The sequence below is a fragment of the Azospirillum rugosum genome (assembly GCF_017876155.1).
Classification (GTDB): domain Bacteria; phylum Pseudomonadota; class Alphaproteobacteria; order Azospirillales; family Azospirillaceae; genus Azospirillum; species Azospirillum rugosum.
This window is the reverse complement of sequence record NZ_JAGINP010000016.1, coordinates 106036-132552: the sequence shown is the minus strand read 5'-3', so window position 1 is coordinate 132552 and position 26517 is coordinate 106036. Positions and strand designations below refer to the sequence as shown.

Below are 26517 nucleotides of genomic sequence, written 5' to 3'. Positions count from 1 at the left end.
GGCGGATCGGGAGCGTGGTTGAATTGGGCCCCCCTCCCGACCTCCCCCCACTTCGCGGGGGGAGGAGTTAAGCGTCGGAGCGGCGGCAGTCCCCTCCCTCGCCGAAGGTGGGGGAGGGTTAGGGTGGGGGCTCAACTCCCAGCGCTCATCTCATCCCCTCACACCGGCAGGCGGATCAGCACGCGCAGGCCGCCGTGGGGGCTGTCGCTCAGCGTGACGTCGCCGCCGTGGCTGCGCACCACGTCGCGGGCGATGGTCAGGCCCAGGCCGGCGCCGCCCGTCGCCTGGTTGCGCGAGCTGTCCAGGCGGAAGAAGGGCTTGAACACGTCCTCGCGCGATCCCTTGGGGATGCCCGGCCCGTCGTCGTCCACCAGGATCTCGATGCTGGCGCCGCGCCGCTCCGCCTGCACCCAGATGCGGGCGCCGTGGCGGCGGGCGTTGGACAGCAGGTTGGCGAGGCAGCGCCGCATGGCGTTGGGGCGCAGCGGCAGCGTCATGTCCGCTTCCGTCTCCAGCAGCACCTCCGCCCCCTCGCGGCGGGCGCCGGCGACCGTCTCGTTCAGGATGCGTGTCAGGTCGGTGGGGGCGACCGCCTCCGTCCCCTCGCCGCGGGCGAAGGCCAGGTAGCCTTCGATCATCGTTTCCATTTCGGCGACGTCGGTCATCAGCTCCTCGACCTCCGGCCCGTCGCCCAGCATGTCCAGCGCCAGCTTCATGCGCGTCAGCGGCGTGCGCAGGTCGTGGCTGACGCCGGCCAGCATCTCCGTCCGCTGGGTGATCTGGCGGTGGATGCGCTCGCGCATCTTCAGGAAGGCGGCGGCGGCCTGCCGCACCTCCGTGGCGCCCTCCGGCTTGAAGTTCGCCACGTCGCGCCCCTTGCCCAGCGCGTCCGCGGCGGCGGCCAGCCGCTTGATCGGCCGGATCTGGTTGCGCATGAAGATGATCGCCACCGTGAACAGCACCAGCGCCGAGCCGACCATCCACAGGATGAAGATGTAGCTGGTCGGGCTGAACAGCCGCCGCTCCGGCGACATGACCGACAGCACGCCGTCGGGCATCTGCACGCGGATCTCGTACCATTCGTGGGCGACGCGGGTGTTGATGGCGAAGGGCCGGTGCACCCGCTCGTCCAGCGCCTTGCCCAGCGTGCGCTCCAGCAGGCCGCGCAGCTGCGGCCGCTGTTCGGGCAGGGTGTTGCCGGGCTCCAGCGTCACGATCAGGTCGGTGCTGCGCGCGGTGTTGGCCAGCATCCAGTTCCGCCCCTCCGGGGTCGGGTCGTGCTCCAGCACGGAAATGACCATGGCGATGTCGCCGGCGACCGCGAAGGCCAGCCGGTTCGTCATGGTGTCCCAGTGGCGGTCGTAGAAGATCCAGGTCGCCACCGCCTGGGCCAGGATGACCGGCGTGACGATGATGACCAGCGACCGTCCGAACAGCGTGCGCGGCAGGAATCGCTTCAGGAAGCCCGTCCGCTCCCGTTTCGGCAGGGGGGCTGGACCCGCGGCGGCGTCGGCGGTCATGGAAACGTCCTCTTTCCTTACGGATCCGGGCGCAGCACGTAACCCTCGCCGCGCACGGTGTGCAGATAGCGCGGCTCGCGCGGGTCCGGCTCGATCTTGCGGCGCAGCCGGGTCACCTGCACGTCGATGGTGCGGGCGTTGCCGGCGACCTTGCTGCGCTCGGTCAGCTCCTCGCGCGAGAAGGTGGTGCCGGGCGACGCGGCGAGGATGCGCAGCAGGCTGGCCTCCGCCGTGGTCAGGCGGATCACCTCCTCGCCGGCGCGCAGTTCGTCGCGGTCCGGGAAATAGATCATGGGGCCGAGCTTCACCGGCTGCGGCGGCACCGGCTCCGGCGGGCGGCTGGCCTGCCGGCGCAGGATGGAGTTGATGCGCAGCAGAAGTTCCCGCGGGTTGAAGGGCTTGGCGAGGTAGTCGTCGGCCCCGGCCTCCAGCCCGGCGATGCGGTCGTCCGGCTCGCCGCGCGCGGTCAGCAGCAGGATGGGCATGTCGCGGTCCCGGCGCAGCGACTCGGTCAGCTCCAGCCCGGTCTCTCCCGGCATCATGATGTCGAGCACCAGCAGGTCGAAGGAAAGCCCGCCCAGCTTGGCCCGCGCGTCGGCGGCGTCCTTCGCGGTGCTCACCAGGAAGCCGTTGCCGGCCAGGTATTTGCGCAGCAGCTCGCGCAGGCGGGTGTCGTCATCGACAACCAGGATGTGGGGCTGGTCTTCGGTCATGGCGCGACTATAGCGCGCCCGCGCGCGCTACACCATCGCGCGCCCGCGCGCGCCGCACCATCCGCCGGTGGCGGCCTCAGCCGCGCGGCGCGGGTGGAGGCGCGGGTGGCGGGGGCGGTGGCGGGGATGCGGGCGGCGGCGGGTGGTGGGGGCGTGCGACCAGCCCCTCCGGCGACGGCTCGCAGGTGGCGGGCACCCGGCCCCGCGGGGTCGTGTGCTGGACGGTCTCCCCGGCCTTCCGGCCGCGGCAGTCCTCATAGGCCTGGGGCGGCGGCGGATGGCCCCCGGGAGGATGAGGCTGCGGCGGGGGCGTCGTCTGGGCGAGGAGCGGCGCGGCGCCCAAGACAACGGCCATCGCCACGAAAAGCCCGACCAATCCGCGTCCGCCCATCACCAACCGCCTCCGTCACAGCGCCGCGGCGCGCGGCGGATCACGGAACAACGGTAGCGAAAGGGTGGCGGAAGGACAACCGCCATCAGGCGTTGTCCACGGTGACCTCACGCCGCGGCCTCGGCGGTGGTCAGCTCGGCCAGGGTGGCGAGGATTCGCGCGGGTTGGGCCGGCTTGGTCAGCACCGTGCAGCGGGCGCCCTCAGCGGCGCGGGCAAGTTCGGCCGACAGTTCCCCGGTCAGCAGGACGGCCGGCAGGCCGGTGCCCAGCGTGGCGCGCAGCCGTTCGATCCCGCTCAGCCCGTCCGTGCCGCCCGGCAGGCGATAGTCGCTGAGGATCGCCGACGGCGCGTTCACGGCCGCCCGCGTCATGGCCAGCGCGGCGTCGAAGCTGTCAGCGGCCACCACGACGGCGCCGGCCTGTTCCAGCAGCAGGGTCAGGGAACTGCGCTGCAACGGGTCGTCCTCGACAATCAGGATCACCCGCCCGCCGAGCCGCCCGGCGGACGTCGCCGCCCGGGCCGCGGCCGTGGGCGCCGTTCCCACGGGGAGGACCAGCACCGGCGCCGGCGCCGGCTCCGCCGCCACATCCGCAGCCCTGTCATCCACCAGCCCGCCCCGGCCTGCGGGCTCGGCGCGCGGCAGCGTGACCGTGAACACGGACCCGCGGCCGGGGCGCGACCGCACGTCCAGCGGATGGTTCAGCAGGCGCGCCGTGCGGTCCACGATCGACAGGCCCAGCCCCGCGCCGCGCGACCCGTCCCGGGCCGGGTTGCCGATCTGGTAGAACTCCTCCCAGATGGTCCCCAGTTCGGCCTGGGGGATGCCCTGGCCACTGTCCCAGACCTCCACCCGCACATGGTCGCCCCGCCGGCGCACGCCGACGACGATGCCGCCACTGATGGTGTACTTCACCGCGTTGGACAGCAGGTTCCGCAGGATCGGCTGCAACCGCGCGGGGTCGCTGCGCACCCGGGCGGTGGTCGGGACGACCCGCAGCCGCAGGCCCTTGCCCGCCGCCTCCGCCGCCAGCTCGGCCGCCAGCTGTTCCAGAAGCGGCCCGACGGCGAAGTCGGCCTCCTCCACCGGGACCACCCCGGCCTCCAGCCGCGACAGGGTCAGCAGGTCGTCGAGCAGCCTCTGCCCGGCCTGGAGCGAGGCCGACGCCATGCGGCCCAGCCGGTGCAGGTCGGGGTTCGGCGAATCCTTCAGCAGCAGGTCGTGGAAGGCCGCCAGCCCCTGGAGCGGCTGCCGCAGGTCGTGGCTGACGGTGGCCAGCACCTTCATCTTGGCGAGATTGGCGGTTTCGGCCGCGCGCAGCGCCCCCTCCAGCTCCGCCGTGCGGCGGCGGACGCGCTCGTCCAGGCTCAGGTTGGCGCGGACCAGCTCGGCGCGCACCGCCTCCTCGCGCCGGATGCCGGACAGGGCATAGAGGAACAGCAGGCCCGTGCCGGCCAGGACGCCGCCGGTGATGGCCCCGGCCCAGGCGGCGCGTTCCCGCCAGCCGGCCAGGATCTCGTGCAGCGGCCGGCTTGCCACGACGACGACGGGGTAGGGGTCGAGCTGGCGGGCGGCGGTCAGGTGGGTGCCGTCGGGCATGGCCGGCGTGTCCGGCGGATCCCAGGGCTGCGGCCAGGCGGCGACCGGGGGCTCCACCGTCCCGTCCGGCGGCCATTCGGCAAGCCGCTCCCGCGCCGCGGTGAACAGGGCGAGGCGCGCGCCGGTGCCCCACCCGGTCTGCCCGTAGATCCGGGAGAAATAGCTGCCGCGGATCGCCAGCACGACGACTGCGCGGACCTGGCCGTCAGCGTTGTGCAAGGCGCGGCTGATCGTGAAGCGGTCGCGGGCGCCGTCGGCCTCTCCCATGGCCGTCCCGACGCGCAGGCCGCCGACGCGGTGCGCCAGGATGGAGCGTTGGACGGTGTCCCGATCCAACGGGGCCAGGGCTGGGGCCGGCGCGCGCGCGTGGGCGGTCCCGGGCGGCCGCGCGCTGTCCAGGACGGTCCGCCCTTCGGCGTCCACCACCCGGACGGCGTCCAGCTGCGGCATCCGGTCGATGCGCGCGCGCAGCGTCTCCCACACCCGCCGTTCCTCGTCGGGGTCGGTCAGGTCCCACCCTGCCACGACGGCCGTGAACAGTTGCAGCAGCGTGTCGCCCGATTCGAAGACCCGGTTGGCGTGCTCGTCCAGAAGCTGCGCGGTGGCGGCGATCTCCCGTTGCGCCTGGTCCAGCGTGGCGGTGCGGTCATGCCAGACCGACAGCGCCGACCCGCCGACGCACAGGGCGGCGAAGGCCAGGAAGGCAGCCACGAGATGGGCACGCTGCACGCCTTCGCCTCCCTCGCACGTTCATGGTGGCGGAAACTATGGGGTATCGTCCGCAAGGCGCACAATTCGGCCATTGGGCAGGCTTGGCTACCCCGTCCTGCCGTTCCGGCGTGCCGGTCTTAACCGGACGGGCCAAGGGGTTGGGTTGCATCCAGGCCCCGCAAACCCCACGTCTAAGGAGTCGAATTTCTGGGAATGCGGTCCGCGTGCAGGGTTCTGCGTTTGGTCCCCCCTCGGGATTTGATGCCCGCGGCAGGTCTGCCGTGGGCAACTTGCGTCCAAGGAACTGCCAGATGGCTATCGGAACCGTCAAATGGTTCAACACCACCAAGGGCTACGGCTTCATCCAGCCGGAAGACGGCACGGAGGACGTGTTCCTCCACATCTCCGCCGTCGAGCGGTCGGGCATCGGCAACGTCCACGAAGGCCAGAAGCTGTCCTACGAGCTGCAGCGCGACCCGAAGAAGGGCAAGAGCGCGGCGGCGAACCTGAAGGCCGTTTGAACGAAGGCTTTTCCGAATCCGGCATTTCCAAAGCCGCACGTCCAGGAAGCGCCCTTTTTTGTCGCCGCAGTCCAGCGCATGGATCCCAGCGCATGGATCCGGCGCTCCGATCCAAAAAGGGCCGATCACGATCGCAGGAGGCATGCATGGCATCCGATAACCGCAGCGCGGATCGGAATGAGATCGACTCCATGACCCGCGAGTTCCTCGCGAAGGGGGGCAAGATCGTTCAGTGCCCGCCGGGGTCCTCCGACAGCGTGGTTTACAAAAGGACCTCTTTCCGCCGCCGTGGCGCGCCCGCGGCCGGCAAGGACGAGGCGGCGGGCGCGCCCGCCGCTCCGAACGGTGAAGCCCCGGCCGGCGATGCGTCGACGGGCGACGCGTCCAACGCGGCCGCCCCGAACAACAACGACTAGCGTCCGGGGCGCGTCACGCGGGCCGCGCCTGGTTCCTACCGCTTCACGGCGGCGAGCCGGGCCGGCACCGGCGGCGCGAACTTCGCCCGGTCCTCTTCGTCCATCATCCCCAGCATGACCTTGCGGAAGCCTTCCACCGCCTCGGCTCCCGCCATGCGATAGGCGCGGGCGATCCGCTGCCGCTGCGTTTCCGACAGCAGCCGTTCCAGCTCCACGCCCTTGTCCGTCAGCTCAAGAAGCCGTTGCCGGCGGTCGCGCACGCCCGTCTGCTGCAGGATGTATTCCTGCCGGACCAGTTCCCCCAGCACGCGCGACAGGCTCTGCTTCGTGATCTTCAGGATCGCCAGCAGCTCCGACACGGTGATCTTCGGGTAGCGCCCGACGAAATAGATGACGCGGTGGTGCGCCCGGCCGAAACCGATCTCCGCCAGAATCTCGTCCGGCTCCGCCGTGAATTCCCGGTAGGCGTAGAACAGGAGTTCCATCCCCGTCCGCAGCTCCTCCTCGCGGAGGAACAGCTGGTTCACGCCTGCTTTTATGTCAGCCATGTTGACGTGATCGGTGCAAATCGTTACAAATGGGTCAGTCACACAGACATAAACGAACAAACGCCCTTAAACAAGGGAAACGCTCAACAAATTCCCCGTGGTAAAATTTCCGGGCCAAAATCTCCCGGAGGAATTTTTCCCACCGCGGGGCCAAAGCCACGCAGGAAACACCCATGTCCATCCTTCCCTTCGACGACCGTGACGGCGTGATCTGGTACGACGGCGCGCTGGTCCCGTGGCGCGAGGCGAACCTGCACGTCCTGACGCACGGCCTGCATTACGCCAGCTGCGTCTTCGAGGGCGAACGCGTCTACAACGGCAAGGTCTTCAAACTGACGGAGCACAGCGAGCGTCTGGCGGCGTCCGCCCGCATCCTGGGATTCGATCTGCCCTATTCGGTGGCGGAGATCGACGCGGCGACGAACGAGACCGTGAAGGCGATGGGCTTCACCGACGCCTACGTCCGCCCGGTGGCGTGGCGCGGCAGCGAGATGATGGGTGTGGCCGCGCAGGACAGCCGGATCCACGTTGCCATCGCCGTCTGGCAGTGGCCGAGCTATTTCAGCCCGGAAGCGAAGATGGCCGGCATCAAGCTGACCTGGGCCCCGTGGCGCCGCCCGGCCCCGGACACCGCCCCGACCGCCTCGAAGGCCGCCGGCCTCTACATGATCTGCACCCTGTCGAAGCACGAGGCGGAGGCCAAGGGCTACCAGGACGCGCTGATGCTGGACTACCGCGGCTACCTGGCGGAGGCGACCGGCGCCAACCTGTTCCTGGTGATGGACGGCAAGATCCACACGCCCAAGCCCGACTGCTTCCTGGACGGCATCACCCGTCGCACGGTGATCGATCTCGCACGGAAGCGCGGCATCGAGGTGATCGAACGCCACATCCAGCCGGACGAACTGGCCAACACCCAGGAGGTCTTCCTAACGGGCACCGCCGCCGAGGTCACCCCCGTCGGCCAGATCGGCGACCACAGCTTCACCCCGGGCCCGGTATGCGAGGCTCTGGTGAAGGATTACGACGCGCTGGTGCGCGGGTAAGCGCTACCGCGCTCCTCTCTCCCTCCCCTGCGAAGCGGGGGAGGGCCGGGGAGGGGGCAATCCAGTGCCTACCGCTCCACCACCACGACCCGCGCATGATCTCGCGACTCCGGCTTCGGCCGGACGGTGATCTCCACGTCGCGATCCAGCGCCACCAGCCCACGCACCAGCCGCTCGATCGAGAAGCCGGCCAGCTTCCCGCGCATTAGCGCGGATACCTTGGGCTGGTCCAGCCCCATGCGCTCCGCCGCCTGCTTCTGCGTCAGGTCAAGGTCGCGAATCGCCAGCGCGATCTGCCCGGCCAGCCGCGCCTTCGCCATGGACTCTTCGGCATCGGCGATGCCCAAATCCGCGAAGACGTTGCCGCTTCCCTCGACGAGCGTCAGCTCGGCTTCCGCTTTCCTGTCTTCCATTGCGCGTACAACTCCTCAGCCAGCTTCAGCCGCTTACGGATCAGGTCGATCTCGTGGGCGGGCGTGGCAATCCCTCGTTTGGACTTCTTTTGAAAAGCGTGGAGCACGATCACGGCGTCCTCGAACCGCACCGTGTAGACGGCCCGGTAGGTGTCGCCCCGGTGATCCTCCACCACCTCCAGCACGGAAGCCCCGCCAAAGCCCTGCAACGGCTTGGCTTGTTCATGCTTCAGGCCGATTTGGGCAAGGTGGACAGCGAAGCCAATCGTTCTTTTGACCGGGATTGGGAAATCGACAAGATCATCGCGCGCACTCGAAACCCATAAAACAGCCTTCTCTTTGGGAGCCATAGTGTATTCCTCTTCGCTCGACGCGAGAAATGAAGGTAGGGCGCATCATGGTGGGTCTCCGGGTTTGGAAGGGGGCTCTATGCGCAGCAGATCCTGGTCTGCTTCTCCTTGGAACGATTGTGGGTGGCAAACGAGAAATATGCTGGTTTTGGCATTTTGTAAATGCCAAAAATGGCCTGTTCCCAAGTTCTGGATCCTGGTGGAAGCATTTCGCCGGGCATATCCCAGCTTATGAGTTGCCTCCCCGACAAGCCCACGCTCGACAGGGGAGGGGTTACGGGCCATATAATCGGTTCCCGTTCCGTACCCTTCCCGGACCCCGCTCCCCATGGCCAGTCCCGTCCTTTCCGTGATGCCGCAGAAGTCCCTCCCCAAGCTGGAGGCGGGCAAGAAGTTCGAGCTGGTGTCGGAGTTCAAACCCTCCGGCGATCAGCCCAAGGCCATCGAGGAACTCACCGGCGGCCTGCGCGCGGGGGAGAAGGACCAGGTGCTGCTGGGCGTCACGGGCTCGGGCAAGACCTTCACGATGGCGCACGTCATCCAGCGGGTCCAGCGCCCGACCCTGGTCCTCGCCCCCAACAAGACACTGGCGGCGCAGCTCTATGGGGAGATGAAGTCCTTCTTCCCGAACAACGCGGTGGAATACTTCGTCTCCTACTACGACTACTACCAGCCGGAGGCCTACGTCCCGCGCACCGACACCTACATCGAGAAGGAATCCTCGATCAACGAGCAGATCGACCGCATGCGCCACTCGGCGACGCGGGCGCTGCTGGAGCGCGACGACGTCATCATCGTGGCCTCCGTGTCCTGCATCTATGGTATCGGCTCGGTCGAGACCTACTCGGAGATGACGGTCGACCTGCGCAAGGGCGAGGTCGTCGCCCAGCCCGATCTCCTCCGCAAGCTCACCGAACTGCAATACAAGCGCAACGACGCGGCGTTCGGCCGCGGCCTGTTCCGGGTGCGCGGCGACACGGTGGAGCTGTTCCCCGCCCACATGGAGGACCGCGCTTGGCGCATCTCCCTGTTCGGCGACGAGATCGAGGGCATCCACGAGATCGACCCCCTGACCGGCGAGAAGATCGCCGCGCTGGAGGCCGTCCGCGTCTACCCCAACAGCCACTACGTGACGCCCAAGCCGACGCTCAACCAAGCGATCGAGCAGATCAAGCGCGAGCTGAAGCTCCGCCTGGAGGAGTTCAACGCCCAGGGCAAGCTGCTGGAAGCCCAGCGCCTGGAACAGCGCACGACCTTCGACATCGAGATGATGGCGGCGACCGGCTCCTGCGCCGGCATCGAGAACTACTCCCGCTACCTGACCGGCCGCGCGCCGGGCGATCCGCCGCCGACCCTGTTCGAATACCTGCCCGGCGACGCGCTCCTGATCGTGGACGAGAGCCACGTGATGGTGCCGCAGATCGGCGGCATGTACCGCGGTGACCGCATGCGCAAGGAGACGCTGTCCGAGTACGGCTTCCGCCTGCCCAGCGCCATGGACAACCGCCCGCTGAAGTTCGAGGAGTGGGAGGGCATGCGCCCGCAGACGGTCTTCGTCTCGGCCACCCCCGCCCCGTGGGAGCTGGAGCGCACCGGCGGCGTCTTCGCGGAGCAGGTGGTCCGCCCGACCGGCCTGATCGACCCGGAAGTCATCATCCGCCCCACCGAGACGCAGGTCGACGACCTGATCCACGAGTGCAAGGAGGTGGTGGCGAAGGGCAACCGCGTCCTGGTCACCACCCTGACCAAGAAGATGGCCGAGGCGCTGACCGAATACATGCACGAGGCCGGCCTGCGCGTCCGCTACATCCACTCCGACGTGGAGACGCTGGAGCGCATCGAGATCATCCGCGACCTGCGGCTCGGCGCCTACGACGTGCTGGTCGGCATCAACCTGCTGCGCGAGGGCCTGGACATCCCCGAATGCTCGCTGGTCGCGATCCTGGATGCGGACAAGGAGGGCTACCTGCGCTCCAAGACCTCGCTGATCCAGACCATCGGCCGCGCCGCCCGCAACGTGGAGGGCCGCGCGATCCTCTACGCCGACAAGATCACCGCCAGCATGCAGTACGCCATCGACGAGACGGCGCGCCGCCGCGAGAAGCAGCAGGCCTACAACCTGGAGCACGGCATCACGCCGGAATCCGTGAAGAAGGCCATCGGCGACATCCTGGAGAGCGTCTACGAGCGCGGCGACCACGTCACCGTGAAAACCGGCCTGAACGCGACGGAGCTGGTCGGCCACAACCTGAAGTCCGTGATGGCCGACATCGAAAAGCGCATGAAGGCCGCAGCATCCGACCTGGAGTTCGAGGAGGCCGCCCGCCTGCGCGACGAACTCCGCCGGCTGGAGGCCATGGACCTGGGCCTGGAGCAGCCCGGCAGCATCGGCATCAGCACCGCCCGCCAAGCCCGCGGCATCCCCGAAGGCGCCCCCAAGAAGCAGGCCCGCCGCGCGAGGCGCTGACGCTCATCCGGAATAAATCCCCCGCCGCCGCCGTTCATTCCCACAGGCGATCCCCACGGGGATCGCCGCAAACAACGGCACAGACGGCCACACATGACGCTCCGCATTCCATCGCTCCGCAGCCTGTCGCTTCTCGCCCTGACCGGCCTGCTGCTCACCGGCTGCTACGTCGTCGACGCGTCGCCCCCGGCCGTTTACGGCTACGGCGGCTACGGCGGCTACGGCTATTACGAGCGCCCCCACTACCGCTACTCCGGCCCGCCCGCCTACGGCTACCACGGCCGCCCCCACCACCACCGCCACCATCATCGCTGGTAACCACTCTCCCTCCCCCGCCCAGCGGGGGAGGGTCGGGGTGGGGGCAATAAAGCCCTTACGCCGGCAGCGGAGCCGCCTGCCGCGCCAGCAGCTTCCAAGCGCCGCCGTCCTTCTTCCAGACCTGCAGCACCTTGATGTGCGCGGTGCTGGTCTTGCCGTCCGGCAGGTTGTTGACGGCGTCGAAGGTGTGGCGCGCGATGGCGGTGTCGCCGACGACCTGGATCGCGTGGTCGGACAGGTCGATGGACTTGAAGGCGTTCTTGCCGTCCAGGCTGGCGACGAAGGCAGCCTTGTCCTCCAACCGGCTGTTGGAATGCCCGTAGGTCAGCTCCTCCATGGTCATGGCCTTCAGCGCGGCCCCGTCGCCGGCGAGCATCGCCGCGCGCAGAGCCTCCACGGCCTTGGCGACCGCGCCCGCCTCGTCCTGCTGCGCCAGCGCCGAGGCCAGCGGAGCCGCGACCGCCGGCAGAGCCAAAGCCGCCGCCGACCCGGCCAGCAGCGCGCGCCGCGCCCGGAAAGCCTTGGTGGAGATACCGTTCTTGAGCATGATTTCCTCACGATTATCAGCGTTGACCCCACCGGAGCCACCCACCGGCGCCCCGTCGAGGTCCCATATTGGTATACTAGTATTCTACCTAGCGCCACCTGCGACCGCCTGTCGCGCAACCGCCTGCCCCAAAAAAGTCACCCTTACCCCGCCTAACCGAGCGCGCAAGAGCGCCGCATATCAACACCCTCTCCCCCCTGGGGCGTGAAGCCGACCGCCGAAGGCGGGACAGGCGCCGAAGGCGACTGTAGGCGGAGCGTGGTCGCGAGACTTGCGAGCGACCGGGAGGGTGAGGGGGTCCCGCCACCTTGGTACGTCCGGCGACGACGCAACCCCCTGCCAAACAGGCCCGCCTCAGTGCGTCCCGCCGCCCCCGGCTCCGCCACGCCCCCCAGCGCCGGTCCCACGCCCGCCGCCCGCTCCGCCCAACCCGCTCCGCCCCGCCTTGCTGCCCGGCGACGCGCTGATCCCCGACCCGCTGCTGCCGCGGGACGCGACCGGCGGCTGCGTCGCCATGTTGGTCTGACCCGTGGCCCCATGGCAGGACGAACCACCGGACACCGAGCACCCGCCGCCCTGTGCCGAGGGCGCCTTGGCATCCGTGGTCGTCCCGCAAGCGGACAGAGACGCCGAAGCAAGAACAAACAAACCAGCGGCAAATACTCGCCTCATTTCCTGTCTCCAAAATAATGTCGTTGAAAGATCGCTTCAAAAATCACCCTGAAGACAAACAACAGACGGATCAAGCCGCTGGAAAATCACCGGCGACAGCCCGTCAACAGGAATGAAACGCGCAAACACGCCAGGAGACTCCGTGCCAAGAGTTCATCCTTGACGATAAATCGGATCAAACGCTTTGCGACGGAGCCGACACGAGCGCCCCCGCGGCGGACCGTTCCTCCCAGCCGATCCCCCGGCGCCACCCCGAACGCCAAAGCGGCAACCAGGACCGGCCAGCGGTGCTGAATCGCCGGTTAAGCCTCTACCAACGCCCGCAGATCGTCCAGAGATGCGCCGAGGATCGGTTAAGAAAACTCTTTCCCATAGCTGTGGACTTCACGGAACGCCACCGCGACGCGACGAGCATCGTTACGGCTCTTCTCTCGCGCACACGAGACGCAGGGGCAGCGCTTCATGGTGAAGCTGTCCCATTGGGCTCAGCTCAGCGCATTCAGCCTCGCAAATCACGCCACATACGGCTAACCTTGGGGTGGTTGATCCTCTTCCGGTGGCATCCACCAGCTTGTATTTTCGCGGTAACTGTTTGGCTGACGGAGAGAGTGTGCTCATGAAAAATCGACATGCCACTGTATCAAATGGTGACATTGATGTTCAGGAGCGCGCCAAAGGGCGAAGCTACGTCGAATCCAACAGTCGCCCGTCTTCCATTGTTAGCTCCCACCATACAGCGCGGCTAGAGCATCGTCAGGCAACTCTTAGCGATGTTTTCACCGTCCGTAATATGGAAAGCGCATGGAAAAAATATGTAAAACAAGGAATGAGGAGCCAATACTGGCTTGATCTACATGACAACTATGACTTTCACCGCAACATCAGAGAGCGTTTGACCCAGCTGCGCCAAGATATCCGAAAAGGAAACTACAAACCAGCTCCGCCACTTTTTTTGCGTCTTGAAAAGAGTAATGGAATTTGCCGAAGAATCGCGGTTCCTTCGGCTGAAGATGCTGTCGTTCTGCAGACGGTAGTCGAAAAAATAGCACCTCACATCTTGAATATGCAACCTTCCGAAAATGCTTTTTATAGCAGGAGCCACAAAGCTAACCTGCCGAGGATTAACTTCGAAATCGACTATGTCTGGTTTGTCCAATATAGAAAATTTGTTAAAAAGCTAGAGCGCATTACCGATGCATATCCATACCTAATTGTCGCGGACGTAGCTAACTATTTCGATAACATCGACCTAAAATCCCTGAGGAACGTAGTTTCATCGCTGACCGGTATGGGGGAGGACATTCTAGACTTTCTGTTTTTCTGCCTTGAAGGGTTCTCTTGGCGGCCTGATTACTTACCTCCCACGGGATCAGGACTTCCTCAAGTAGATTTTGATGCTCCTAGGCTATTGGGTCATGCATTTCTCTTTGAGATAGATAAAGATCTGGCTTCAATGACAGATGATGTATTCGTTCGTTGGATGGATGATATTGACATCCCTTCGAAGTCGGAGGAGGAGGCGAAAGTTCTTTTATGCAGGTTGGACGAACTTCTTATGACGCGAGGGTAGCGGCTTAACAGCTCAAAGACAAAAATATTAAGTGCTGAAAAAGCTAGCGATTATCTTTTTTCCAGTGAGAACTCATTTCTCGATGATGTAAAGGAAATCATCCAAAATTGCGAGAAGGGTTGGGATTCCTCTGAGACTATCGGTGTATTAAGAAAAAGGTTTAGGAAGTTCCATGACGGTGAAAGGAGAGGGCGTTGGGGTAAAGTTTTTAAGAGGTATCTTGGTCTATTCGCGGAATTGAATGATGAATTTGCATCCGATCTTATGCCTGAGCATCTGTCCAGCTCTCCTGAATTGCGAGATGCTATATTCAGGTATTACTCTTCACTAGGGCCCTCTAAATCACGGCTAGATCATATCTGTTCTTATTTGGAGAGTAAGCACTCTATCGATGACGTTTCTATGTTTTCCGCAGTAAGGGTTTTGGTCGGTTGGCACATAGAGTGGAATGACGATGCCGCGCACAGAATACGAGAGTTGGCAATTCAAATAGAAAAGGAAGATCGTCATAATTTAGTGGGTTCAGTGTGGCTCAATGCGAAATATGCGGAGGATGGGCAACTCAGAAACTTTATTAACTACAATACGAGTCGATGGCTGTCCAGCTCATTTCTTGCAAGGCAAGTTGTTGCTACACTCCCCCGGCTTCGGCGAATGCAAAAACTTTGTACCGAGATCGAGCGAAAGGTTAGCGATAGAGGTTTGTCTGGAGCCGCGTCCGTGTTGAGGAACTTGGACAATATTAGATTGGCAGAAAAATTTGATGGCAGAGATATTCTTTATTTTAAGCATGGAAACGCGGCTGACAAGACATTCCCCTTGCATAAATTTTTAATTTGCCTTGAGGTTTTGCAATCTGAGAACTTCGGAAGCGAAGAAAAAAGTAAACTGAAGCGCTTTTTGCTGGAGAATGTTAAGGATCCTATCTACAAGATGTTTTTTGCTACACTCTAGCATGTGGAAGATATAGTGAAAGCTCTATATTTTATTTATAAATCAATGCCCTTGACGCTGTTGGCTGTGGTTGCGATGGGGGCGCAACGTTCTGGGAAGATGATGCTTGGCTAACCCCTCGTTCACACCTTCAATTGGCTCACTTGAAATTTTAGTATCTCCATATTTGGAACAATGTCCATTTCCTGTCCCGGGAGATCCCCCATGATCCGCAACGACGAACCCGACGAAATCGCTCACCGCGCCGCGATGGGGGCTCGTGCGAAGGATGGCTTCGCTGGGCCGGCGCCGACGTGGAAGGGGGGCGAAGACGCCCGATTACGGCCACTTCCATCCGCTGGACGAACCGCCGGAGCCGCCAGGCGGGCAGTTGGTGCCGGGGGCGCGCTTTTCGGACGAGCAGTGGACGCGGGCGGCCTACATGATCGCGGCGGGGTGTCCGTTCATCCAAGTGGCGCGGCCACAGCACACTCTGGCGGGCCTACACCCTGTCGCCGGATTTCCGGCACCGCCTGGAAAAAGCATCATCACGGGTGTGGAATAACAGCACTCTTTCACCAATCCTCAGGGTAGTCGTGACTGCCAAGTCATCGGGCTTCGGCTGGTGTGGAAGCAAGCTATAACTTGGACGATATCCAAGGTCGTCCGGAAAATCAGTCGATAAGGAAAGCTGCGCACAGGTGCTTTTCGGATATTTTGCCGAATGACGGGGAATTGCTGCGGAGAGGCGGCCATGCGTTCGGTCAGGGCGCCGACTTCATCGGCGAACCGTTGCCCCAATCCCGGCCGCCGGCTCTCATACCAATCAATGGCGTCAAACAATTCCTGACGAGCGGCCTTCGTGAAGACGACCGCGCGCATCATCCAAAGCGCCGGGCGATCTCGGTTCGGATGCTCTCCCACGGCACGGAGTCGGCCAAATCCTCGTCGGCTGTGGCGATCCGCCGGTCGAGTTCCGCATCCTGCGCCGGTGTCAACGGCACCTGCTGTTGGTCCAGGCTGTCGCAAAGCTCGCTGATCAGGTCCAGGCGTTCCTGAAGCGACAGATGGCTGAAGTCAATGATCGACACGTCCTCCCGTCCTCCCGTATGCGCTTGAGCGAATGATGGCTCCGATTCCGCGCTCTGCCCGTGAACTCGATCACCGCCGGGGCACAGCCTCTCGGCGCTTCCCTCCGTTCGCCTCAGCTTCAAGCCGGGCAATGCTGCCACGAAGGCGCTCCAGGGCGGGTGCTGCTGGAACGGTCTGACCGGCGGCAAGCTGGGCCTCACTTTCGGCGAGGGACAGCAGCCACGTTTCCGGTGTGTTGACGGGTGCGTGACTCATGAAGGGAGTATAGGCGGCAAAAGGGTGCATTTCCAGACGGAAGCCGGCGCGCCAAGCCCCTCTCCCTGCTCCGCAGGGAGAGGGAGGGGCCCGCGAAGCGGGAGGGTGAGGGCAAGGTCATTCCATGAAACCAAGCCCTCACCCTCCCGCCGCTGGGGCGGCGGGTCCCTCCCTCTCCCGCCGGGGGCGGGAGAGGGAGGATTTGCGCTTGAAGGAATGGCTTTTCTTGAAAATCGGCGCCGCTCTATGATAGGAAAATAGTCCATTCTCTATCACAGGAGGCCCTCCCATGATCCGCAACGACGACCCTGACGAAATCGCCCACCGCGCCGCGATGGAGGCTCGTGCGAAGGATGGCTTCGCTGGGCCGGTGCCGACGTGGAAGGGGTGGGCGAAGACGCCCGATTATGGGCACATCCACCCGCTGGACGAACCGCCGGAGCCGCCGGGTGGGCAGTTGGTGCCGGGGTCGCGCTTTTCGGACGAGCAGTGGGCGCGGGCGGCCTACATGATCGCGGCGGGGTGTCCGTTCATCCAGGTGGCGCGGACCATGGGGTGCAGCCGCAGCACGCTGTGGCGGGCCTACACCCCGTCGCCGGACTTCCGGCACCGGATCGCGTGGGAAAAGCGCCATCACGAGCGCGAGGCGCGGCAGGCCATCCGCTCGCTGCACAAGATGGTGGCGGTGCAGATCGAAACGGCGGTGTCGCGGGGGGATATGAAGACGGTCCGCTGGGCCGCGGACCGGCTGGGCATGATGGACCGCTACCGTCTGGACGACGACGATCCCATGGGCATGGAGAAGGATTTCAGTCCCACCGCGGAGCAGGCCGCCGAGATGGCCGCCCTGCCGGAGCGGGAGCACGCGCACCGCCGGCTTCCCTACGGTCCGGACGACTGGCTGGACCCGGACATCGCGGATCCGGACGTCATGGAATCGGGTGTCGCGGAATCGGGCTTTGCGGGCCGGGCTCTTTGAAACACCACGCGTGCCGACGTTTCACGGTGTTTCATTCCGTTTCATTCAAAAGGGCGTCCAGGGGTCTTTCGACCCCTGGGAGGTCAGCGCGAGGGGACGCCGCCCCCTCGCCGTTACGCGTTGACCCTTTACGCATTGACCAGGGCCTTGCCCGCCGCGGCCCCCGGCTGCTGCCGGGCCTGGGCCATGACGGCCTTCTGGACCTTCTCAAACGCACGCACCTCCAACTGTCGGACACGCTCGCGCGAGACGTGGAAGTGCTGGCTCAGCTCCTCCAGGGTCAGCGGTTCCTCGCGCAGGCGGCGGGCGACCAGGATCTGCCGCTCGCGGTCGTCGAGCACGCCGAGGCCCAGCTTCAGGAACTGCTGGCGGCGCTTGCGCTCCTCCGTCCCGGCCAGCACCGTTTCCTGGTCCGGACTGTCGTCGGCCAGCAGGTCCTGCCACTCGCTGTCGCCGTCCTCCGCCAGGCTGGCGTTCAGCGAGCGGTCCATGCCCAGGCGGCGGTTCATCTCCACCACCTCGGCCTGCGGGACGTTCAGCTCCGTGGCGATGCTCTCCACCGCCTCCGGCGTCAGGTCGCCCGAGCCGGCGCTGTCGAGGTCGTTCATGCGGGCCTTCAGCCGGCGCAGGCTGAAGAACAGCTTCTTCTGCGCCGCGGTGGTGCCGATCTTCACCAGCGACCAGTTGTGCAGCACATACTCCTGGATCGCCGCGCGGACCCACCAGCTGGCGTAGGTCGCGAAGCGGAAGCCCTTGTCGGGGTCGAACTTCTGCGCCGCCTGCATGACGCCGACGTTGCCCTCGGCGATCAGGTCCGACAGGGGCAGGCCATAGCCTTGGTAACCCCGCGCCATCTTGAAGACGAGGCGCAGGTGACTGCCGATCAGCTTGTCCAAGGCCGCCCGGTCCTGCCGATCCCGCCAGCGCAGGGCGAGATCACGTTCCTGGTCGGGCGTCAGATACTCGTACTTCCGGGTTTCTTTCAAAAACTGCGTGAGGGGTTCGCCAGAAACAACCTGTTCCGTCAAAGACCATCTCCTGTTCCGGCATCCTCGAACGCCCTGCGAACACCGCCGCACTCCAGACTGGTCAGCCGCGTGTGGACCAGGAGGACGGAGCGGGGTCGGTTTTTGGCCCAGGGCCGGCCAGACATAAGGGTGGATGTCGGGAAGAGCTTATAAATAGGCGGGCGGCGGTGCGCTTCAAGGGCAGGGGGCATTAAAAAAGGCGCGGAACCGAACGGCCCTGGCCGCGTTTGGGGGTGAGGCTTGGAGGTTGGGGCCGTACGCCAGCCTCGGCATCTTCTTGCCCCATCATCTTGCGCGAAGGGACCGCGGCCATGGACCTCGATCCGCTGATCCTTTCCCGGATCCAGTTCGCCTTCGTCATTTCCTTCCACATCCTCTTCCCCGCCTTCACGGTCGGGCTGGCCTGCTGGATCGCGGTGCTGGAGGCGCGGTGGCTGATGTCCGGCCGGGCGCTCTACCGCAGCCTGGCGGAGTTCTGGACCAAGATCTTCGCCATCTCCTTCGGCATGGGCGTGGTCTCCGGCATCGTGATGACCTATCAGTTCGGCACCAACTGGGCGCGCTGGTCGGACGTGGTGGGCAACGTGCTGGGCCCGCTGATCCAGTACGAGGTCGTCACCGCCTTCTTCCTGGAGGCTGCCTTCCTCGGCATCCTGCTGTTCGGCCGCGACCGCGTGCCCCGCGGCATCCACTTCATGGCGGCGGTGCTGGTGGCCACGGGGACCGTGCTGTCCTCCTTCTGGATCCTCTCGGCCAACAGCTGGATGCACACCCCCGCCGGGGCGGAACTGAGGGACGGCAGGTTCTACGTCACCGACTGGTGGCAGGTGGTCTTCAACCCCTCCTTCCCCTACCGGCTGACCCACATGCTGACGGCGATGTTCCTGACCACCAGCTTCGTGGTGGCCGGCATCAGCGCCTTCTACCTGATCCGCAACCGCTTCCTGGACCACGCGCGGGTGGGGCTCAGCATGGCGCTCGGCCTCATCACGATCCTGGCGCCCTTGCAGATCTTCCTGGGCGACCTGCATGGGCTCAACACGCTGGAGCACCAGCCGGCCAAGATCGCCGCCATGGAAGGCAACTGGGAGGGTGGGACCCGCGCGCCGCTGGTCCTCTTCGCCATCCCCGACGTGGAGCAGGAGAAGAACCACCTGGAGGTCGGCATCCCGGCGCTCTCAAGCCTGATCCTGACCCATGACTTCAACGGCGCCGTGCCGGGGCTGAAGCAGTTCCCCGCCGACCAGAGGCCCGACCCGCGCATCATCTTCTGGACCTTCCGCATCATGGTCGGGATCGGGCTGCTGATGCTGGCGGTCGCGCTGGTCCATCTGGTGCTGCGGGTCATGGGGCGGCTCTACACCCCCAACTGGTTCCATCGGGTGCTGGTGGCCTGCATGCCCATCGGCTTCGTGGCGATCCTGGCCGGCTGGTTCACGACGGAGATCGGGCGCCAGCCCTGGGTGGTCTACGGCCATCTGCGGACGTCCGACGCCGTCACCCCGGCGCTGACCGGCGGGGCGGTGCTGGTCTCGCTGGTCACCTTCATGGTGGTCTATACGCTGATCTACGGCTTCGGCACCTACTACCTGATCCGGATCCTGAAGATGGGACCCGCCGTTCTGCGGGACGAGGACTATGCGCCCCAGGCCGTGCAGGAGGCGCAACGCCCGAAGCGGCCGCTGTCGCTGCCCGGCGAATCCATCGAGCCAGCGGAGTAAGAGCCATGGAAGGCAGCCTCCTCACCCTCGCCTGGGTCGCCATCATCGGCTTCGCGGTCTTCATGTACGTGCTGATGGACGGCTTCGACCTGGGCATCGGCATCCTGTATCCCTTCGCGCCCAGCGAGGAGGCGCGGGACGTCATGATGAACTCGGTGGCGCCGGTCTGGGACTTCAACGAGACCTGGCTGATCCTGGGCGGGGCGGGTCTGTTCGCCGCTTTTCCCATCGCCTACGCGGTGGTGCTGCCGGCCATGTACCTGCCGCTGCTGCTGATGCTGATCGCGCTCATCTTCCGCGGCGTGGCCTTCGAGTTCCGGTTCAAGGCGCGGACCAGCCGGCACCTGTGGAACAAGGCCTTCTTCCTGGGCTCGCTGCTGGCCACCTTCGCGCAGGGCGTGGTGCTGGGCTCCTTCATCCAGGGGATCGAGGTGCAGGGGCGGGCCTTCGCCGGCGGGATGCTGGACTGGTTGACGCCCTTCAGCCTGTTCTGCGGCGTGGCGCTGATCGGCGGCTACGCTCTGCTGGGCAGCACCTGGCTGATCTGGCGGACCATCGGGCGGCTGCAGGACTGGTGCTATCAAACGGCGCGGCGGTTGCTGGTCGTGGTGCTGCTGCTGGTCGCCGTCGTCAGCCTGTGGACTCCGTTCCTGGAGCCGACCATCGCCCAGCGCTGGTTCTCCATGCCCAACATCCTGCTGCTGTCGCCGGTGCCGCTGATGGTGGCGGTGCTGGCCTTCGGCCTGTGGCGGTCGCTGGACGAGGGGAGGGACGTGCTGCCCTTCGTCTTCGCCATGGGGCTGTTCGCGCTGTCCTACCTGGGGCTGGCGATCAGCCTGTGGCCGATGCTGGTGCCGCCGCGGATCACCGTCTGGCAGGCGGCGGCCCCGCCGGAAACGCAGGTCTTCCTGCTGGTCGGCATGGCCTTCCTGATCCCGACGATTCTGATCTACACCGCTTACAGCTATTGGGTCTTCCGCGGCAAGGTGACCGGTGCGATCGGCTATCACTAACCCGGCTACCATTGACGTCGGCCCTGTCGTAGAAAACATCCACTATCTGCGGCAGGAGACAGCGCCATGAACCACGAACCCGCCTTCGCCCCGGAGATCAGCTTCGCCGAGGTGATGCTGCGCAAAGGCGCCGAACTGCTCCAGGAACAGATGGCCCCGGAACAGATGGTTGAAGGGCCGGAGGAGGCTGTGAACATCATGGCCCGGCGGCTCGCCGTCGCGGCCACGGTGGACGCGCCGCTGGTCGTCCACGCGGAGGGCGGCGAGCGGCCGGAATTGTTCGCGGAGGCCGTCCGCCTGACCGGCGTGTCGGCCGGGGAGCGCGCCGCGGCGCTGGCCGAGGCCCGTCAGGCAGAGCGCGCCGTGGTCTTCGAATTCGACGGCACCGGCCCGCTGACCGGCAACCGCGTCGTCGCCGCGGTGCTGCGCCCGGAGGACCGCCAGGACCTGCTGGAGGCCTACGTCGCCATCGGCCGCATGCGCGATGGCGCTGCCCAGATGACCGTCGCCCCGGCGACCCTGCGCTTCGACGCCAAGGCGCTCGGGCAGACGCTGTCCCTGATCGGCCCGGCCGCGCAGCGCAGCGTCAACGCCGCCAACGCCGCCATGGCCCACGCCGCGGGCATCGCGGCCTTGCCCGGCCACGAGGTGTCCGGCCTTCCGGCCGCGCTGGTCGCGCTGTTCTGGCACGCGTTCCTGCTGTCCTCCGCCCGTGCCCGCCTGCGCCCGACCGGTCCGAACGCGCCGACCCTGCACTGAGCGGACCGGTCGCCGTGTCCCCCGTGATCCTGTTCCGCGCCGACGCCGGCGCGTCCATCGGCGCCGGGCACGTCATGCGCTGCCTCGCGGTCGCCGAGGCCGTGCAGGACATGGGCTTTGCCGCAGGGTTCGTGTCCGCCGCGCTGCCGCCGGCGCTGGAGGACCGCCTGCAAGCGGCCGGCATGGACGTCCACCGCATCGACGCGGAGCCCGGCAGCGAGGACGACCTTGCCGCGACGCTTATAGTCATACGGGATTGCGAGGCCGCCGCCATCGTCGTGGACGGCTACCGCTTCGGGCCGGACTGGCGGGCCGGACTGGCGGGGGCGGGGCTGCCGGTGCTCGCCTTTGACGACGCCGGCACGGGCGAGCCTCTGCACGCCGCCCTGATCGTCAACGCGGCACCCGACGCCGCGCGCCTGCCGTACGGTTCCGGGAACCCGGACGCCACGCTGCTGCTCGGCCCGGCCTACGCGCCCTTGAGGCGGGAGGTGCGTCGGGCTGCCGCCGCCGTGAAGGCGCCTTTGCCGGAGCGCCGCGCGATGCTGGTCACCTTCGGCGGCTCCGACCCCCTCGGCCTGACCGCGCCGGTGCTGGTTCGTCTCGCCGCGGCGCTGCCGCCGGACGTGCGCATCGACGTGGCGGTCGGCGGGGCGGCGCCGAACGCCGACGCGGTGGTGCAAGCCGCAGCACCTCTCGGCGACCGGGTCAGCGTGCATCGCGACACGCCCCGCATGGGGCAGTTGATGGCTGGGGCTGGGCTGGCCGTGTCGGCGGCGGGCACCACGACGGCGGAACTGGCGGCCATCGGCACGCCGGCCGTTCTGGTGACCATCGCCGACAACCAGCTTGAGGCCGCCCGCCAGTCGGAGGCGCTGGGCTGGTGCCGGCTGGTGAACGGCCGGATCCCGGACGCGCCGGAGCGCATCGCCGAGACCGCCGCGGCGCTGTGGGCGGACCCCTCGCTGCGGGTCGCCATGGCCGCGCGGCTGTCGGGGATCGTCGATGGGCAGGGGGCCGTGCGCATCGCGGAGGCGCTGGCCCGACGCGTCACTGCGCGGTGAAGCCGCCGTCCACCGGCAGGGCGGTCCCGGTGATCCAGCGCCCGCTGTCGGCCAGCAGGTAGGCCACCGCGTCGGCCACGTCCTGCGGGTTGCCGTAGCCCAGCGGGTGGGCCGCCGCCAGGGCGGCGTTCTGCTCCGCCGGCAGCATGGCGAACTGCTTCTCCGCCTTCGCGCCCAGCACGACGGCCGGGGCCACCACGTTCACGCGGATCTTGCGGTCGGCCAACTCGAGCGCCAGCGACTGCGCGACCGACACCAGCGCCGCCTTGCTTGCCGCGTAGAGGGACCGGCCCTTCTGCCCTTTCAGCCCGGCGACGGAGCCCACATAGACGATAGCCCCGCCGCCCGGCGCGAACACGCCCTTCTGGTGGAAGCCGCGCGCCAGCATCAGCGAGGCCCCGACGTTCAGCGTGAAGTACCGCTCGAACTGCGCCCGATTGACCTGCCGCAGCACCGAGTAACCCTGTTCGGAGGCGGAGTGGACCAGCCCGTGGAACGGCCCGTCGGCCTCGGCCAAGCCCTTCATCCAGCCGGGAATGGCGTCCAGATTGGTCAGGTCGAAGGGGGCGACGATGTGCCGCTCCGGCTCCGCCAGCAGGGCGCGCGTCGCCTCCAGCGCATCGGCCCGGCGGCCGACCAGCGTCAGCGCGGCGCCCAGGTCGGCCAGCGTCCGGCACAGCTCCCGCCCGATGTCGCTGTCGGCGGAGGCGCCGGTCACCAGGATGCGCCGGCCGGTGAGGTCGAGCGGGTTGCGCATGGTCGGCTCAGGGCGTCAGCAGGGGGAAGTCGTCGGGGATCTCCTGCACCTCCGGCGCCGGGATCGGGCCGACGTCGGCGACCACGGCACCCCAGGACCAGCCGACCCCGAAGCCGGCCAGCAGCATCTTGCGCGTGCCGGTGGACAGCGCCTCGCCCAGCCGGTGGCTAACCGCCAGCGGGATGGAGGCGGAGCTGGTGTTGCCGAAATCGTGCATGTCCACGACGAATTTTTCCGGCGGGAACTTGGTTTTCTTGCGCAGATGCTCCAGCATGAAGGCGTTCGCCTGGTGCATGACGCACAGGTCGATGTCCTCCACGCCGATGCCCGCGAACTCCAGCGTGTCGCGGACCAGCGGCGGCACGGCGCGCAGGGTGAAGGCGAAGACCTCCGCCCCGTTCAGCGACAGGCGCGAGTCGGTGAACAGGCGTTCCTGCGTTTCCGCCGGCCAGGGCTCCCGCCCCGGCACCAGCGAGTTGCGGCGCCCGCCGGCCTTGACCCAGATGTTCTTGGCGCCGCCGCCATCGGTGCCGACGACGACGTGGATCGGCGTGGCGCCCTCCACGCATTCCAGCGCCGCCGCGCCGCCGGCGTCGCCGAACAGCGGCAGGGTGGAGCGGTCGCCGGGCACGAGGTGGCGCGAGCTGGTGTCGCCGCACAGCACCAGCGCCCGCTTGCCCGACGACCCGCCCAGCAGCTTTCCTGCCATCCACAGCCCGTAGACGAAGCCGGAGCAGCCGAGATTCACGTCGAAGCAGGCGGCACTCGTCGGCAGGCCCAGGCGCTTCTGCATGACGCAGGAGGTGGCGGGGACGTTGTAGTCCGGATCCTGCGACACGAAGACCAGCACGTCGACGGTGGCCGGGTCCCAGCCCAGCTGGGCCAGCAGCCCCTCCGCCGCCGCCACGCACATGTCCGACGCGCAGATGTGCGGGGGCGCGATGCGGCGCTCGTACACGCCGGTGGTCGCCAGCAGCTTCTCCGCCTCTTCGGCGGAGAACAGGGAGTGGTCCTCCATGAAGGAATGGCGGTGCGGCGGCACGGCGGCCCGGAACCCCGCGATGCGCACGCCTTCGATGATCGCCTTCACCGGATACTCCCTCTATCCTATAACGGTCTATGCACCGGCCCGGCACATTCGGGAAATATTAACCGACAAGACGCTAGGGTCGAATGATTAACGAACCGATAAATGGGACCAACCATGGACGACCGGGCTCAGCAACGCCAGCTTCCTCCCCTGCCGACCACGGTGATCCCGCCCCAGCGTTATTCCGGTGACGCCGCCTACGCCGAAGAAGTCGCCAAGATCTTCCGGCGGTCCTGGATGTTCGTTGGCTTTGCGGACGACCTGCGCAACGACAACGACTTCATCACGGCGGAGATCGCCGGCACCTCGGTGCTCGTCCAGAACTTCGACGGCGAACTGCGCGCCTTCCACAACGTCTGCACCCACCGCTACTCCCTGATCCACCTCAGGCCCTGCGGCAACGGCAAGCCGGTCTGCCCCTACCACGGCTGGGTCTTCAACAAGGACGGCGTCCCCGTCGGCATCCCCGGCAACCGGGAGCAGTTCGGCTTCAGCGAGGAGGACAGGCGGCGCCTCGCCCTGCCGCGGTTCGAGGTCGCGGTGCGCGGCCGCTTCGTCTTCGTCCGGCTGGAGGCCGGCGGGACGAGCCTGGACGAGCAGCTGGGCGCCTACGGCCTGGTCCTCGACCACCTGTCGGAGACCTTCACCGACCGCATCGACGACGGCATCCTGCCCTGGGCGGCCAACTGGAAGGCCGGTGTGGAGAGCGTGCTGGAGGTCTACCACGTCGACGCCACCCACCCGGAGACCTTCAAGAAGTTCACCAAGAAGGTCTGGGACTGCTCCTACGAGAAGGAGCATTCGCGGGGCACCACCCACCTGTCGGACGGCAGCGTGCGCTGGTGGGACGGCGTGAACCAGAAGATGGGCCTGCCGCGCAGCGAGATGCTGCGCAACTACGACCATTTCTTCGTCTTCCCCAACCTCGCCATCGGCATCACCCACGGCTCGCTGATGAGCGTGCAGACCTACGACCCGGTCGATCCCGACCATTGCAACCTGCATTACCGCCTGTTCCTGGGCGAGACCTCCAAGCCGCAAACCAAGGGTGGCGCCGCCCGCAAGGCGGTGGAGGACAACCTCCGCGGCTTCAACGTCCAGGTCCTGCGCGAGGACCAGGTGGTGTCGGAGGCCGCGCACAAGGGGCTGAAGCAGGTCACCCGCCCCGCCGTGCCGGGCTGGGGGGAGGAGCGCATCTTCGCCTTCCACAAGGCCTATCTGGACCGCATGGCCGCGGAATGACCGACACCAACTCTCCGCTGGTCGACCTGTCGGGCCGGCGCGTCCTCGTCACCGGCGCCTCGGCCGGCATCGGGCGCGCGACGGCGGTGCTGGCCGCGCGGCTCGGCGCGCGGGTGACGCTCAACGGCCGCGACGCGACGCGGCTTGCCGAAACGCTGGCTCTGCTGGCCGGGGAGGGGCACCGCACCGCCGCCTTCGACCTGTCGGACACCGACGCCATTCCCGCCTGGGTCAAGGCGCAGGCGGAGTCCGGCGGCCCCTTCGACGGCGTGGCCCACTGCGCCGGCGTCCAGGTCGGCAAGCCGGTGCGGAGCGTGGACCGCGCCTTTTTCGACCAGATCCTGCACGCCAACCTGCTGAGCGCGCTGGCGCTCGCCCGCGGCTTCCGGCAGAAGGGCTGCCACGCCGAGTCGGGCGCCATGGTGCTCGTCTCCTCCGTGGCGGCGGAGATCGGCCAGCCGGGCAACGTGGTCTATTCCGCGGCCAAGGGCGGTCTCGTGTCGGCCACCCGCGGCCTCGCCATGGAGTTCCTGCGCGACGGCATCCGCGTCAACTGCGTCGCCCCGGCCATGGTCGAGACGGAGATGATGGAACGCTTCCGCCAGACCACGACCGCGGAGCAGTTCGACGCCATCCGCGCCGCCCACCCCATGGGCTTCGGCAAGCCGGAGGACGTGGCGTCCGCTATCGCCTACCTCCTGTCCGACGCCAGCCGCTGGATCAACGGCGTCATGCTGCCGGTGGACGGCGGGTATTTGGCGAAATAACGCGCGCTTTTTTCAG

26 protein-coding genes are annotated in these 26517 nt (G+C 66.6%); 14 read left to right on the top strand and 12 right to left on the bottom strand.

What is annotated here, in order from left to right:
* Positions 1–158: 158 nt before the first annotated feature.
* From J2851_RS21340 to J2851_RS21330, 3 genes are all read right to left on the bottom strand, one after another.
* Positions 159–1520 (bottom strand): ATP-binding protein, encoded by a 1362-nt coding sequence (locus J2851_RS21340; RefSeq protein ID WP_209768723.1) that lies wholly within the window; start codon positions 1518–1520, stop codon positions 159–161.
* Between the two features lie 17 nt (positions 1521–1537).
* Positions 1538–2233: a response regulator gene (locus tag J2851_RS21335; protein ID WP_209768721.1), complete on the bottom strand. Its 696-nt coding sequence runs from the start codon at positions 2231–2233 to the stop codon at positions 1538–1540.
* Positions 2234–2731: 498 nt separating this feature from the next.
* A complete protein-coding gene (locus J2851_RS21330; protein ID WP_209768720.1) occupies positions 2732–4951 on the bottom strand; it encodes an ATP-binding protein in 2220 nt (739 codons plus the stop codon).
* Positions 4952–5244: 293 nt separating this feature from the next.
* On the opposite strand from J2851_RS21330, the gene J2851_RS21325 reads away from it, so the two are divergent.
* Together J2851_RS21325 and J2851_RS21320 are read left to right on the top strand one after the other, a co-directional pair.
* On the top strand, positions 5245–5454 hold the full coding sequence (locus tag J2851_RS21325; RefSeq protein ID WP_209768718.1) for a cold-shock protein: 210 nt from the start codon (positions 5245–5247) through the stop codon (positions 5452–5454).
* A gap of 146 nt (positions 5455–5600) precedes the next feature.
* Positions 5601–5870: a hypothetical protein gene (locus J2851_RS21320; protein WP_209768716.1), complete on the top strand. Its 270-nt coding sequence runs from the start codon at positions 5601–5603 to the stop codon at positions 5868–5870.
* Positions 5871–5905: 35 nt separating this feature from the next.
* Here the strand turns inward: J2851_RS21320 and J2851_RS21315 are convergent, their stop codons facing one another.
* Positions 5906–6418: a MarR family winged helix-turn-helix transcriptional regulator gene (locus tag J2851_RS21315; RefSeq protein WP_209768714.1), complete on the bottom strand. Its 513-nt coding sequence runs from the start codon at positions 6416–6418 to the stop codon at positions 5906–5908.
* A gap of 173 nt (positions 6419–6591) precedes the next feature.
* Between J2851_RS21315 and J2851_RS21310 the strand changes: the two genes are divergently transcribed.
* Entirely contained in the window at positions 6592–7464 is an 873-nt protein-coding gene (locus tag J2851_RS21310) for a branched-chain amino acid aminotransferase (protein WP_209768713.1), read from the top strand.
* Positions 7465–7532: 68 nt separating this feature from the next.
* Here J2851_RS21310 and J2851_RS21305 read toward each other — a convergent pair whose 3' ends face one another.
* On the bottom strand, positions 7533–7877 hold the full coding sequence (locus tag J2851_RS21305) for a helix-turn-helix domain-containing protein (protein ID WP_209768712.1): 345 nt from the start codon (positions 7875–7877) through the stop codon (positions 7533–7535).
* Positions 7847–8227 carry a type II toxin-antitoxin system RelE/ParE family toxin gene (locus J2851_RS21300; protein ID WP_209768711.1) on the bottom strand — a complete coding sequence of 127 codons (381 nt, stop codon included), beginning with the start codon at positions 8225–8227 and terminating at the stop codon, positions 7847–7849. The genes J2851_RS21305 and J2851_RS21300 overlap by 31 nt, the downstream gene beginning before the upstream one ends.
* Positions 8228–8555: 328 nt before the next feature.
* Here J2851_RS21300 and uvrB point away from each other — a divergent pair, with 328 nt between their 5' ends.
* The gene (uvrB, locus tag J2851_RS21295; protein WP_209768710.1) at positions 8556–10694 is read left to right on the top strand and encodes an excinuclease ABC subunit UvrB; all 2139 of its coding nucleotides are present in this window, start codon (positions 8556–8558) and stop codon (positions 10692–10694) included.
* Positions 10695–10787: 93 nt separating this feature from the next.
* A complete protein-coding gene (locus J2851_RS21290) occupies positions 10788–11012 on the top strand; it encodes a neuropeptide-like protein 29 (RefSeq protein WP_209768709.1) in 225 nt (74 codons plus the stop codon).
* A gap of 55 nt (positions 11013–11067) precedes the next feature.
* On the opposite strand, the gene J2851_RS21285 is transcribed toward J2851_RS21290, so the two are convergent.
* On the bottom strand, positions 11068–11559 hold the full coding sequence (locus J2851_RS21285; RefSeq protein WP_209768708.1) for a nuclear transport factor 2 family protein: 492 nt from the start codon (positions 11557–11559) through the stop codon (positions 11068–11070).
* Between the two features lie 1288 nt (positions 11560–12847).
* Between J2851_RS21285 and J2851_RS21280 the strand changes: the two genes are divergently transcribed.
* Together J2851_RS21280 and J2851_RS21275 are read left to right on the top strand one after the other, a co-directional pair.
* Positions 12848–13801, top strand: coding sequence for an RNA-directed DNA polymerase (locus J2851_RS21280; protein ID WP_209768706.1), 954 nt, complete (start codon positions 12848–12850; stop codon positions 13799–13801).
* 402 nt (positions 13802–14203) lie between these two features.
* Positions 14204–14755, top strand: coding sequence for a hypothetical protein (locus J2851_RS21275; RefSeq protein WP_209768704.1), 552 nt, complete (start codon positions 14204–14206; stop codon positions 14753–14755).
* Between the two features lie 564 nt (positions 14756–15319).
* Here the strand turns inward: J2851_RS21275 and J2851_RS21270 are convergent.
* Both J2851_RS21270 and J2851_RS36595 read right to left on the bottom strand, forming a co-directional pair.
* On the bottom strand, positions 15320–15619 hold the full coding sequence (locus tag J2851_RS21270; protein ID WP_209768703.1) for a type II toxin-antitoxin system RelE/ParE family toxin: 300 nt from the start codon (positions 15617–15619) through the stop codon (positions 15320–15322).
* Positions 15616–15825 (bottom strand): addiction module protein, encoded by a 210-nt coding sequence (locus J2851_RS36595; protein ID WP_209768702.1) that lies wholly within the window; start codon positions 15823–15825, stop codon positions 15616–15618. Before J2851_RS36595 ends, J2851_RS21270 begins: the two co-directional genes overlap by 4 nt.
* Positions 15826–16370: 545 nt before the next feature.
* On the opposite strand from J2851_RS36595, the gene J2851_RS21260 reads away from it, so the two are divergent.
* Positions 16371–17060 carry a hypothetical protein gene (locus tag J2851_RS21260; RefSeq protein WP_209768701.1) on the top strand — a complete coding sequence of 230 codons (690 nt, stop codon included), beginning with the start codon at positions 16371–16373 and terminating at the stop codon, positions 17058–17060.
* Between the two features lie 128 nt (positions 17061–17188).
* Here the strand turns inward: J2851_RS21260 and rpoH are convergent, their stop codons facing one another.
* Positions 17189–18088 (bottom strand): RNA polymerase sigma factor RpoH, encoded by a 900-nt coding sequence (rpoH, locus tag J2851_RS21255; RefSeq protein ID WP_209768700.1) that lies wholly within the window; start codon positions 18086–18088, stop codon positions 17189–17191.
* 311 nt (positions 18089–18399) lie between these two features.
* Between rpoH and J2851_RS21250 the strand changes: the two genes are divergently transcribed.
* The 4 genes from J2851_RS21250 to pseG all read left to right on the top strand — a co-directional run bounded on the left by J2851_RS21250 (position 18400) and on the right by pseG (position 22645).
* The gene (locus tag J2851_RS21250; RefSeq protein WP_209768699.1) at positions 18400–19809 is read left to right on the top strand and encodes a cytochrome ubiquinol oxidase subunit I; all 1410 of its coding nucleotides are present in this window, start codon (positions 18400–18402) and stop codon (positions 19807–19809) included.
* A 5-nt stretch (positions 19810–19814) separates the two neighbouring features.
* Positions 19815–20822: a cytochrome d ubiquinol oxidase subunit II gene (gene cydB, locus J2851_RS21245; protein WP_209768698.1), complete on the top strand. Its 1008-nt coding sequence runs from the start codon at positions 19815–19817 to the stop codon at positions 20820–20822.
* 66 nt (positions 20823–20888) lie between these two features.
* Positions 20889–21581, top strand: coding sequence for a hypothetical protein (locus J2851_RS21240; RefSeq protein ID WP_209768696.1), 693 nt, complete (start codon positions 20889–20891; stop codon positions 21579–21581).
* 14 nt (positions 21582–21595) lie between these two features.
* Positions 21596–22645 carry a UDP-2,4-diacetamido-2,4,6-trideoxy-beta-L-altropyranose hydrolase gene (gene pseG, locus J2851_RS21235; RefSeq protein WP_307420388.1) on the top strand — a complete coding sequence of 350 codons (1050 nt, stop codon included), beginning with the start codon at positions 21596–21598 and terminating at the stop codon, positions 22643–22645.
* Here pseG and J2851_RS21230 read toward each other — a convergent pair.
* Complete coding sequence (locus tag J2851_RS21230) at positions 22632–23402, bottom strand: SDR family NAD(P)-dependent oxidoreductase (RefSeq protein WP_209768694.1); 771 nt, start codon at positions 23400–23402, stop codon at positions 22632–22634. The genes pseG and J2851_RS21230 overlap by 14 nt on opposite strands.
* Positions 23403–23409: 7 nt before the next feature.
* The gene (locus tag J2851_RS35895; RefSeq protein WP_209768693.1) at positions 23410–24492 is read right to left on the bottom strand and encodes a 3-oxoacyl-ACP synthase III family protein; all 1083 of its coding nucleotides are present in this window, start codon (positions 24490–24492) and stop codon (positions 23410–23412) included.
* 114 nt (positions 24493–24606) lie between these two features.
* On the opposite strand from J2851_RS35895, the gene J2851_RS21220 reads away from it, so the two are divergent.
* Together J2851_RS21220 and J2851_RS21215 are read left to right on the top strand one after the other, a co-directional pair.
* A complete protein-coding gene (locus J2851_RS21220; RefSeq protein WP_209768691.1) occupies positions 24607–25734 on the top strand; it encodes an aromatic ring-hydroxylating oxygenase subunit alpha in 1128 nt (375 codons plus the stop codon).
* Positions 25731–26501, top strand: coding sequence for an SDR family NAD(P)-dependent oxidoreductase (locus tag J2851_RS21215; protein ID WP_209768690.1), 771 nt, complete (start codon positions 25731–25733; stop codon positions 26499–26501). The genes J2851_RS21220 and J2851_RS21215 overlap by 4 nt, the downstream gene beginning before the upstream one ends.
* Positions 26502–26517: the final 16 nt, after the last annotated feature.